The organism is Brevundimonas denitrificans (assembly GCF_030160755.1).
Taxonomy (GTDB): Bacteria; Pseudomonadota; Alphaproteobacteria; order Caulobacterales; family Caulobacteraceae; genus Brevundimonas; species Brevundimonas denitrificans.
Genome location: NZ_BSOY01000083.1, coordinates 1 through 8,939 on the forward strand (window position 1 = coordinate 1; position 8,939 = coordinate 8,939).

11 protein-coding genes and 1 tRNA gene are annotated in these 8,939 nt (G+C 67.8%); 11 read left to right on the plus strand and 1 reads right to left on the minus strand.

Annotation, left to right across the window (positions count from 1 at the left end; all coding sequences use genetic code 11):
* The first annotated feature begins 220 nt into the window (after positions 1 to 220).
* The 7 genes from QQJ79_RS13735 to QQJ79_RS13765 all read left to right on the plus strand — a co-directional run bounded on the left by QQJ79_RS13735 (position 221) and on the right by QQJ79_RS13765 (position 4,904).
* Positions 221 to 296, plus strand: a tRNA-Thr gene (locus QQJ79_RS13735).
* A gap of 88 nt (positions 297 to 384) precedes the next feature.
* Complete coding sequence (locus QQJ79_RS13740) at positions 385 to 1,032, plus strand: response regulator transcription factor (protein WP_284223484.1); 648 nt, start codon at positions 385 to 387, stop codon at positions 1,030 to 1,032.
* Positions 1,033 to 1,401: 369 nt separating this feature from the next.
* A complete protein-coding gene (locus QQJ79_RS13745; RefSeq protein ID WP_284223485.1) occupies positions 1,402 to 1,872 on the plus strand; it encodes a hypothetical protein in 471 nt (156 codons plus the stop codon).
* On the plus strand, positions 1,869 to 2,321 hold the full coding sequence (locus tag QQJ79_RS13750; RefSeq protein WP_284223486.1) for a hypothetical protein: 453 nt from the start codon (positions 1,869 to 1,871) through the stop codon (positions 2,319 to 2,321). The genes QQJ79_RS13745 and QQJ79_RS13750 overlap by 4 nt, the downstream gene beginning before the upstream one ends.
* Before the next feature lie 57 nt (positions 2,322 to 2,378).
* Complete coding sequence (gene metK, locus QQJ79_RS13755; protein ID WP_284223487.1) at positions 2,379 to 3,578, plus strand: methionine adenosyltransferase; 1,200 nt, start codon at positions 2,379 to 2,381, stop codon at positions 3,576 to 3,578.
* A 109-nt stretch (positions 3,579 to 3,687) separates the two neighbouring features.
* Positions 3,688 to 4,383, plus strand: a complete 696-nt coding sequence (gene trmB / locus QQJ79_RS13760; protein WP_284223488.1) for a tRNA (guanosine(46)-N7)-methyltransferase TrmB — start codon at positions 3,688 to 3,690, stop codon at positions 4,381 to 4,383.
* Between the two features lie 17 nt (positions 4,384 to 4,400).
* On the plus strand, positions 4,401 to 4,904 hold the full coding sequence (locus QQJ79_RS13765) for a DUF1993 domain-containing protein (RefSeq protein WP_284223489.1): 504 nt from the start codon (positions 4,401 to 4,403) through the stop codon (positions 4,902 to 4,904).
* A 7-nt stretch (positions 4,905 to 4,911) separates the two neighbouring features.
* On the opposite strand, the gene QQJ79_RS13770 is transcribed toward QQJ79_RS13765, so the two are convergent.
* The gene (locus tag QQJ79_RS13770) at positions 4,912 to 5,406 is read right to left on the minus strand and encodes a protein-tyrosine phosphatase family protein (RefSeq protein ID WP_284223490.1); all 495 of its coding nucleotides are present in this window, start codon (positions 5,404 to 5,406) and stop codon (positions 4,912 to 4,914) included.
* 199 nt (positions 5,407 to 5,605) lie between these two features.
* Here QQJ79_RS13770 and rimP point away from each other — a divergent pair, with 199 nt between their 5' ends.
* From rimP to QQJ79_RS13790, 4 genes are all read left to right on the plus strand, one after another.
* Positions 5,606 to 6,148, plus strand: coding sequence for a ribosome maturation factor RimP (rimP, locus tag QQJ79_RS13775; protein WP_284223491.1), 543 nt, complete (start codon positions 5,606 to 5,608; stop codon positions 6,146 to 6,148).
* Between the two features lie 3 nt (positions 6,149 to 6,151).
* On the plus strand, positions 6,152 to 7,894 hold the full coding sequence (gene nusA / locus QQJ79_RS13780) for a transcription termination factor NusA (protein ID WP_284223492.1): 1,743 nt from the start codon (positions 6,152 to 6,154) through the stop codon (positions 7,892 to 7,894).
* A gap of 18 nt (positions 7,895 to 7,912) precedes the next feature.
* The gene (locus QQJ79_RS13785; RefSeq protein ID WP_284223493.1) at positions 7,913 to 8,581 is read left to right on the plus strand and encodes an RNA-binding protein; all 669 of its coding nucleotides are present in this window, start codon (positions 7,913 to 7,915) and stop codon (positions 8,579 to 8,581) included.
* 82 nt (positions 8,582 to 8,663) lie between these two features.
* The coding region (locus QQJ79_RS13790; protein WP_284223494.1) for a translation initiation factor IF-2 associated domain-containing protein at positions 8,664 to 8,939 on the plus strand (276 nt) is incomplete at its 3' end.

The following is an 8,939-nucleotide window of genomic DNA, read 5'->3' on the forward strand; positions in this document are numbered from 1 at the left end:
GCGCGCGGCCCGGGCGCTGGCCGCCCTGGGTCCGTTCGCCGGCCAGACCGCGATCGCCCTGTCGGCGGCGGCGGCGGCCCCCCTCGGCGACCGGTCCGGCCTCGAAATTCGCCTCGCCCGGACGCCCGATGAAGCCGCCCTGTTCGCGGCGCTTGGCAATCCCGTGCGCCGCGTATAAAGAGCGCCTCTCGCGCGGGCGGGCACCATCCGCCGCGCCAAGGCCGCTTTAGCTCAGCTGGTAGAGCATCGCATTCGTAATGCGGGGGTCAGGTGTTCGAGTCACCTAAGCGGCACCATTCTTTCTCGAACCCATCGACGACCATCGGTTGATCTGGACGATCCGTCCGGAACATCCTAGCTAGGCCGCAGGACTCGGAGCGGTCGATGGCCCAGCGACTCAGTGCGCGTCAGGAAGAATGTCTCAGGCTGACCGCCTTCCTGACCGACAAGGAAATCGCCGCCCGGCTCGGCCTGTCGGAGGCCACCGTCAAGAAGCATGTGCACGAGGCCTGCCGCCGCCTGGGCGTGAACCGGCGCAAGGCGGCCCTCGCCCTTCTGGAACGAAACGTACCAGATGCTACGAAAGACCCCATAGCCGCGCCGGATCGCGTCGCCTTTGCTGGACCCATAGTAACGGAGTCGGACGATGGGCCATCACACAAGGACGCTTCCACACTGGACGTGGGACGATCTGGAAGCCGCGCTGGAAGCGTTCAGCCCGCTTGGAGCGGACGATCCCCTGCGAGCCCATCTGATGCGCGGGCTGGCGGACGACGCGGAACAGGCCAGTCCGCGCGAACTGCTGCAGCAGGTTCTGAGCGCTGGCTGGGTGATGGCGCAGGTGGGGGCCCAGAGCGGCGCCTCGGCTACCGCCCCCCGCCAGGCAGTTGGGGCGTCCGCCTCCTGATCCTCCTCATCATCGTGGTGGTGGCGGCGGTGATGATGAAAGCGGTCGCCGATCTGATCCTCGCCTATGCCGGGCAAGCCGGGGAGATCGGCGACATCACCACCCGTTCGCGCTCACAGGGCTGACGTCCGCGGCGCGACTGTCCCGGCCTGAATGACCCCGGGGGCATCGAATGCGACGCCCCGCAGTTCTGGAGAAACCGGCATCTCGTCCTATCTGATCGCCTACTATCTGCTCAGCGGGGTCGGGATCGCAGCCTTGTGGCTGAAGGGCGGGCGGCCGGGGCGCACCTCCGCCGGGCTGATGGTCTTGCACCTTGAGCCTTACAGCGATCTCTCGGCGCGGGGCGGCCCGGGAATACCCGGCGCCGTCACGCTGTTGGCGGGGGCGAGCGGGCGCCGGCTCGCGGGGGACAGGGCGATCAGCCAGATCGGTCGCAAGGGCCCGACAGGCGAGGCACAGGAGACGGCCCCATCCCCCCGTTTGTGATCGTCATGCACGTCGCCGGCTTTGCGGCCATTATCGTCGCGTGGCTGAAGGGCGGCCATACAGAACGTTTCGGAGCCTCGGTGCTGGTCATCGCCTACATGCTCTCTATGCACACCTATACGTGGCAGATCGGAAACGACATCTATTGGGCCGCAGCGGCGCAGGATCTGATTATAACGGTCGTCTTTGGCTGGCTGGCCTTGAGGAGCAGCCGATGGTGGCCGTTGGTGATGACGGCGCTGTTCGCCCTGGTCATGCTGGTCCACCTGCTCACGATCGTGGATCCCGATCTCTCGGAACTCGCGGCGATGTCCGCGCAGGTTGGTCTGAATACGCTCATCAACGTGACCTTGCTGGCCAGCGTGTGCGAGCGCTGGTTGGCGGGTGAACGGCCGATCAGCCGGATCGGTCGCGACAGGGCGCGACAGACGATGGAGGCCGGCGACGCAGCGATAGCGCCTGGCTCGCGGTCATGACCGCCTTTGTCGCATTGTATCTCGTCACCGGCCTCGCCGCCCTCGCGACCGCCTGGCTGAAGGGCGGCCATCCGGAACGGCTGGGGGTCGTGATCTGGCTGGCCGGCTGGGCGCTGGCGCTCCTCGTGAACGACCTTCGCTTCGGTGATCTCCGCTGGGCCGTCGCCCTGCTCGATCTCGCCGCCTTCGCCGCCTACCTGTGGCTGGCCCTGCGCTATGACCGTTGGTGGCCGCTTGGGGTTTCCGCCTGCCTCCTGCTGTCCATCGCAATGCATGCAGCCGTGCTCCTCACTCCCGAGATAACGCCCCTCGCGGAGGCCAGCGCCCAGCTCGGGTTCGGCATGCTGGGGGTCCTGATCCAGGCCGCCGGCGCCTTCGAACGCTGGCTGGCGGGCGAGGCGCCGGTCAGCGCCTCGGCCGTCTGGGGCCGCCGACAGCGAGCGACTTGAACATATAAACATATCTTTATATGTCTGTCGGCCTTCCCGCCTCCCCGGAGCCCAATCTTGTCCCGATCCTCCTTCCTCTTCACCTCGGAAAGCGTTTCCGAGGGCCATCCCGACAAGGTCGCGGACCGCATCTCCGACACGGTCGTGGACCTCTTCCTGTCCAAGGATCCGGAGGCGCGTGTGGCGTGCGAGACGCTGACGACGACGAATCTGGTGGTCCTGGCCGGTGAGATCCGGGGCAAGGGGATCATGGACACCGACGGCAACTGGGCCGCCGGCGTTCAGGACGAGATCGAGGCCGCCGTGCGCGCCGCGGTGCGCGACATCGGCTACGAACAGTCGGGTTTCCACTGGAACAGGTTCGAATTCATCAACCGCCTGCACGGCCAGTCGCCCGATATCGCGGTGGGCGTCGACGCCGCCGGCAACAAGGACGAGGGCGCGGGCGATCAGGGCATCATGTTCGGCTACGCCTCGAACGAAACGCCCGAACTGATGCCGGCGACCCTGCAGTACAGCCACAACATCCTGAAGCGCCTCGCCGAGGTCCGCCACGCCGGCGACAAGCGGCTCGAGCCCGACGCCAAGAGCCAGGTCACGATCCAGTACGAGGACGGCGTGCCGGTGCGCGCCACCTCGATCGTGCTGTCTACGCAGCACGCCGCCGGCCTGTCCTCCGCCGACGTCGCCGATATCGTGAAGCCGCATATTCTGGCGGTGCTGCCCGAAGGCTTCACCGACGAGAACACCGTCTGGCACATCAACCCGACCGGCATCTTCGAGATCGGCGGGCCGGACGGCGACGCCGGCGTGACCGGCCGCAAGATCATCGTCGACACCTACGGCGGCGCGGCCCCGCACGGCGGCGGCGCCTTCTCGGGCAAGGATCCGACCAAGGTGGACCGTTCGGCCGCCTACGCCTGCCGCTACCTCGCCAAGAACGTCGTCGCCGCCGGCCTGGCCGACCGCTGCACCATCCAGATTTCCTACGCCATCGGCGTGGCCAAGCCCCAGTCCATCCACGTCGATCTGCACGGCACCGGCAAGGGCGGCGTCACCGAGGCGGTGCTGGAGGCGAACATCCTCGGCCTCATCGGCGGGGCCACGCCGCGCGCCATCCGCGAGCATCTGGGCCTGAACAAGCCGATCTACGCCCGCACCGCCGCCTATGGCCATTTCGGCCGCGCGCCGGACGCCGACGGCGGTTTCAGCTGGGAGAAGACCGATCTGGTCGATCAGCTGAAGGCGCTGGCCTGAGGCGTGGCCAGTGGCCAGTGGCTAGTGATCAGTCGGCAGGGACTGGCCTGGGCCGGTCGCGCACATCGCATCCTCACCACTAGCCACTAGTCACTGGCCACTGACCGTCATGTCCCCTTCCGACGAACCGAAACACCCGCCGCTCCGCTCGTTCGGCCGTATCAAGTCGCGCGCCATCAAGCCGCGTCAGGCGGCCCTGTTCGACACCCTGCTGCCCGGGATCGCCCTGCCTGACCCCAAGTCGGGACCGATCGATCCCGCGGCCCTGATGCCCGGCGCGGCCGCGGTCTGGCTGGAGATCGGCTTCGGCGGCGGCGAGCATCTGGCCGAACAGGCGGCGCGTCATCCCGACACCTTGATGATCGGCTGCGAGCCCTTCCTGAACGGCGTCGGCTCGGCCCTGCGCCATATCGACGAGCGCGATCTGAAGAATGTCCGGCTCCATGCCGACGACGCCCGCGACGTGATGACCGCCCTGCCCGACGCCTCGCTGGACCGGGTCATGATCCTGTTCCCCGACCCGTGGCACAAGGCGCGGCACAACAAGCGCCGCCTGGTCCAGGACGAGACCGCGGCGGAGATCGCGCGCCTGCTCAAGCCCGGGGGCCGGCTGCGGTTCGTCACCGACTGGAAGGACTATGCCGAATGGGCGCTGGAGCGGTTCGAGCGCACGCCCGGTCTGGTCTGGCAGGCCGAGGCCGCCGACGACTGGCGCACCGCCCCGGCCGACCATGTGGTCACCCGCTATGAAGAGAAGAAGCTGGGCGACACGGCCCCGATCTTCCTCGATTTTCTCCGGACCTGAACCCGAAGGACTGACTGATGAGCCTCGCCGTCGACACCCTCGCCGCCTCCATGTTCCTGCGCGGACTGAACGTCCTGTCGGGACTGATCGACCGGGCCGTCGAAGCGGGTCTGGACGAGGCGGTCCTGATGGAGGCGCGGCTGGCGCCGGACATGCGGCCGTTCCCCGACCAGGTCCGCATGGCCGCCTTCTCGGCCCGCAGTTGCGTCGCCCGCCTGACCGACCAGCCGTGGCCGAAGACCGATGACGCCGAGGCCAGTCTGGCCGAACTCAAGGAAACCGTCGCCCTGTCGATCGCCTTCGTCGAGGGCGTGGACGCCGCGGCCTTCGAAGGCGCCGAGACCCGCCGGATCGAGCTGCGCTTCCCGGGCGTCGAGCTGAATTTCGAGGGCCAGGGCTATCTGACCAGCTTCGCCCTGCCAAATTTCTATTTCCACCTGTCGATGGCCTACGCCCTGCTGCGTCAGGCGGGCGTTCCCCTGGGCAAGCGCGACTTCCTCGGTCAGATCGAACTGATCTGAGCCCGTCTCAGGAACGGCCCAGTCCGGCGGCGAAATCCCGGATGAACGCCAGCTGTTCGTCGGTCTCCGGCACGGGTCGGCCCCGGGCCTTGCCGACGCTCAGGATGGCCTCGTCCGGATGGACTCCCCGCTCGATCAGGGCCGCGATGGCGAGGGACGGCGCGCGTCCCAGCCCGGCCCGGCAGTGGATGACGATGGTCTGACCGGCGCTCAGCCGGCGCTCAACGGTCGTGGCCACCCGACGGTAGTAGACGGGGTCCGACGGAACGCCGTGGTCGGTGATCGGGAAGTTGTAGAAGCCCACGCCGTTCCGCTCGGCCGCGCCGGCTTCGTCGGCCAGACCCAGCTCAGCGGCCTCGGCGGGCTCCAGCAGGCTGACGACATGATCGACCCTGCGGTCCGCCAGCCAGGCCATCTGCCCGTCCAGCGCCTCGCCCCCGTCAGGCTTTCGCGAAATGCCGAGGCGCCCGGGCGCATCAAGGCCGATCCAGTAGATTTTCATGCCGCCCCGTTCTGGCGGGCTGCCGGCCGGATGGCAATCGGCCGGACCGGGGATGCGGGGAATCGTCGGGACCGACGGGGCCTTCCCACCTTGGCGACTTTGGCCTATATGCCCCCTCACATCGTTAGACCGGCGTCCAACGGCGCCGTTTGAGCGGCGGCCCTGGATGGCCCGCCGCTTTTTTATTGGACCAAAGCCTTTGAAGGCCAAGACCGTTGAAGACCGCGCTCTGCTGGAGCTGATCGAACCCGTGGCCGAAAGCCTCGGTCTCGACATCGTGCGCGTGCGTCTGATGGGCGGCACCCTGCGCCGCCGCCTGCAGATCATGGCCGAACGGCCCAGCGACCACGACATCGCCGTCGAGGAATGCGCCCGCCTGAGCCGCGCCGTGTCGGAAGTGTTCGACGCCGCCGACCCGATCGCCGGCGAATATCTGCTGGAGGTGTCGTCGCCGGGCGTCGACCGCCCGCTGACCCGCCTGTCCGACTTCGACCTGTTCGAGGGCTATGAGGCGCGGCTGGAAAGCGACCGCATGATCGAGGGCCGCAAGCGGTTCAAGGGCGTGATCGCCGGCACGGAGGGCGACAATGTCGCCATGGACCTGGAAGGGGAGGAGGATACCGCCCTCATTCCCTTCGACTGGCTGGTCGACGCCAAACTGGTGCTGACCGACGAACTGATGAAGGCGGGCGCCGAGAAGCGCGCCGCCCGTAACGACAACTCTGTTGAGACCGAGGACTAGACCATGGCTGTTGCCGGCGTTTCCGCGAACCGACTCGAACTGCTGACGATCGCCGATGCGGTCGCGCGCGAAAAGAACATCGACAAGGAGATCGTCGTCGAGGCGATCGAGGAGGCGATCCAGAAGGGCGCCAAGTCGCGCTACGGCGCCCATCACGACATCCGCGCCAAGATCGACATCAAGTCGGGCGAAATGGCCCTGACGCGTCACGTCACCGTCGTGGCCGACGACTGGCAGCCGGAAGACGAGCTGGAAGAGTTCAACGACTCCGCCATGGTCCGCCTGACCGATGCCTCCAAGCGCGATCCGGAAGCCTTCGTCGGCAAGGAATACATCGAGAACCTGCCGCCGTTCGAGTTCGGCCGGGTGCAGACCCAGATGGCCCGTCAGGTCGTGACCGGGAAGGTCCGCGACGCCGAGCGCGCCAACCAGTACGAAGAGTTCAAGGACCGCGTCGGCGAGATCGTCAACGGCACCGTCAAGCGCGTCGAATACGGCAACACCGTCGTCGACCTGGGCCGGGGCGAGGGCATCATGCGCCGCAACGACTCCATCCCGCGCGAGGTGTTCAACATCGGCGACCGGATCCGCACCTACATCTATGACGTCCGCGCCGAGGCCAAGGGCCCGCAGGTCATGCTGTCGCGCTCGCACCCCGGCTTCATGGCCAAGCTGTTCGCCCAGGAAGTGCCCGAGGTCTATGACGGCGTGATCGAGATCCGCGCCGCCGCCCGCGACGCCGGCTCGCGGGCCAAGATGGCCGTGCTGTCCAACGACTCCTCGATCGATCCGGTCGGCGCCTGCGTCGGCATGCGCGGCTCGCGGGTCCAGGCGGTCGTCGCCGAACTGCAGGGCGAGAAGATCGACATCATCCAGTGGAACGCCGACGAACCGACCTTCATCGTCAACGCCCTGGCCCCGGCCGAGGTGTCCAAGGTGGTGCTCGACGAGGAAGCCGACCGCGTCGAAGTCGTGGTGCCGGACGAGCAGCTGTCGCTGGCCATCGGCCGCCGCGGCCAGAACGTCCGTCTCGCCAGCCAGCTGACCGGCTGGCAGATCGACATCATCACCGAGAGCCAGGACTCCGAGCGCCGCCAGCGCGAGTTCAGCGAACGCACCGCCCTGTTCCAGGAAGCCCTGGACGTGGACGAGGTCATCGCCCAGCTGCTGGTCACCGAAGGCTTCGCCACGGTGGAGGACCTCGCCTTCGTCGAACCCTATGAAATCTCCGACATCGAGGGCTTCGACGAGGACACCGCCGAGGAACTGCAGGCCCGGGCCCGCGACTTCCTCGACCGTCAGGCCGCCATCCTCGACGCCAAACGCGTCGAACTGGGCGTGCAGGACGAGGTCATGGCCGTGCCGGGCGTCACCGGCGCCATCGCCGTGGCCCTGGGCGAAGGCGGGATCAAGACCGTCGAGGACCTCGCCGATCTGGCCACCGACGAGATCCGCGGCGGCTATGAGGTGAAGAACGGCGAACGAACCAAGGTCCCGGGCGTTCTGGAAGCCTTCAACCTGGCCCAGGAAGAGGCCGAGATGCTGATCCTGCAGGCCCGCGTCGCGGCCGGCTGGATCGACGCCTCGGAACTGCCGCAGCCGCCGGAGCCGGAATACGAGGAAGAACTGGCCGAGGGCGAATACGACGCCGACGCCGTCTTCGCCGCCGCGCCGGAAGGCGACGAAGGCGAAGTCGTTGACGACGAGGTTCCCGCCGGGGACCCCGATCAGCCCGAAAACGCGTGATGGGAAACCGAGCCCTCCATGAGTCTGCGCGAAGCGACGATCGATAGAGAGAGACGCGACCTCGTCACCCACGAGGTCATGGACGAATCTCGCCTGATCCGCTTCGTCGCCGCTCCGGACGGTTCGGTCGCCCCCGATCTGGCGCGCAAGCTGCCGGGCCGCGGCCTCTGGGTCGCGGCGGACCGCGTCTCGGTCGAGACGGCGGTGAAGAAGAACCTGTTTTCGCGCGCCGCCAAGGCGCCGATGAAGCCGGCCGCCGACCTCGCGGACACGGTCGAAAGCCTGCTGTTCAAACGCTGTCTGGACCAGCTGGGGCTTGCCCGGCGCGAGGGCGTGCTTATCTCCGGTTTCGAGAAATCCCTGGCCAATGTGCGGTCGGGCAAGGCCGCGTGGATCATCGAGGCGGCGGACGGGTCCGCCGACGGTCGCGGCAAGCTGCTTTCGCTGGCGAAACACATGATGCCGCCCCCGAAAGTCTGCGGCGTCTTCACGGCGGACGATTTGAGTTTGGCCCTTGGGCTGGAAAATGCGATACACGCCGTCCTGCTTGAGGGCGGGCGGGCCGATCGCTGGACCATAGAGGTCGAACGACTGGCGGGATTTCGACCGCTTCTGCCCCCGGAGTGGGGCGGTGAGCCGGCTGAGGCCCCGAACAAGGTTTTGGACGGGCGGGGTTCTGCTCCCTGATTTGGGGGCAGGGCGACGCGCGGCTTTTTGTGTTTGAACGAGACGACGGCGGATCACCCGCCGTCCCCAGTAAAGCGACCGGATGACTGACGAGAACGACAAGACCAACGACGGCGCACCGCAGGCTCCGACCGGGACTCCGTCCACGACGGGCCCGCGCGCGCCGCTGAGCCTGAAGCCGCGGCAGGCGGGATCGGTTTCGACCGGCACCGTGCGCCAGAGCTTCAGCCACGGCCGCACCAAGACCGTGGTGGTCGAGACCAAGCGCCGCGCCGGCGCCGTGCCGGGCCATCAGCGCCCGCAGGGCTTCGACGTCGCCGCACGTCCGCGCACCGATGCGCCCGCGCCCCAGGCGCCA

Bases quoted from the DNA above. Each gene is read 5' to 3' on its own strand.
- QQJ79_RS13740 (WP_284223484.1), top strand. From the start codon at position 385: ATGGCCCAGCGACTCAGTGCGCGTCAGGAAGAATGTCTCAGGCTGACC.
- QQJ79_RS13745 (WP_284223485.1), top strand. From the start codon at position 1,402: ATGCACGTCGCCGGCTTTGCGGCCATTATCGTCGCGTGGCTGAAGGGC.
- QQJ79_RS13750 (WP_284223486.1), top strand. From the start codon at position 1,869: ATGACCGCCTTTGTCGCATTGTATCTCGTCACCGGCCTCGCCGCCCTC.
- trmB (WP_284223488.1), top strand. From the start codon at position 3,688: ATGTCCCCTTCCGACGAACCGAAACACCCGCCGCTCCGCTCGTTCGGC.
- QQJ79_RS13765 (WP_284223489.1), top strand. From the start codon at position 4,401: ATGAGCCTCGCCGTCGACACCCTCGCCGCCTCCATGTTCCTGCGCGGA.
- QQJ79_RS13770 (WP_284223490.1), bottom strand. From the start codon at position 5,406: ATGAAAATCTACTGGATCGGCCTTGATGCGCCCGGGCGCCTCGGCATT.
- nusA (WP_284223492.1), top strand. From the start codon at position 6,152: ATGGCTGTTGCCGGCGTTTCCGCGAACCGACTCGAACTGCTGACGATC.
- QQJ79_RS13785 (WP_284223493.1), top strand. From the start codon at position 7,913: ATGAGTCTGCGCGAAGCGACGATCGATAGAGAGAGACGCGACCTCGTC.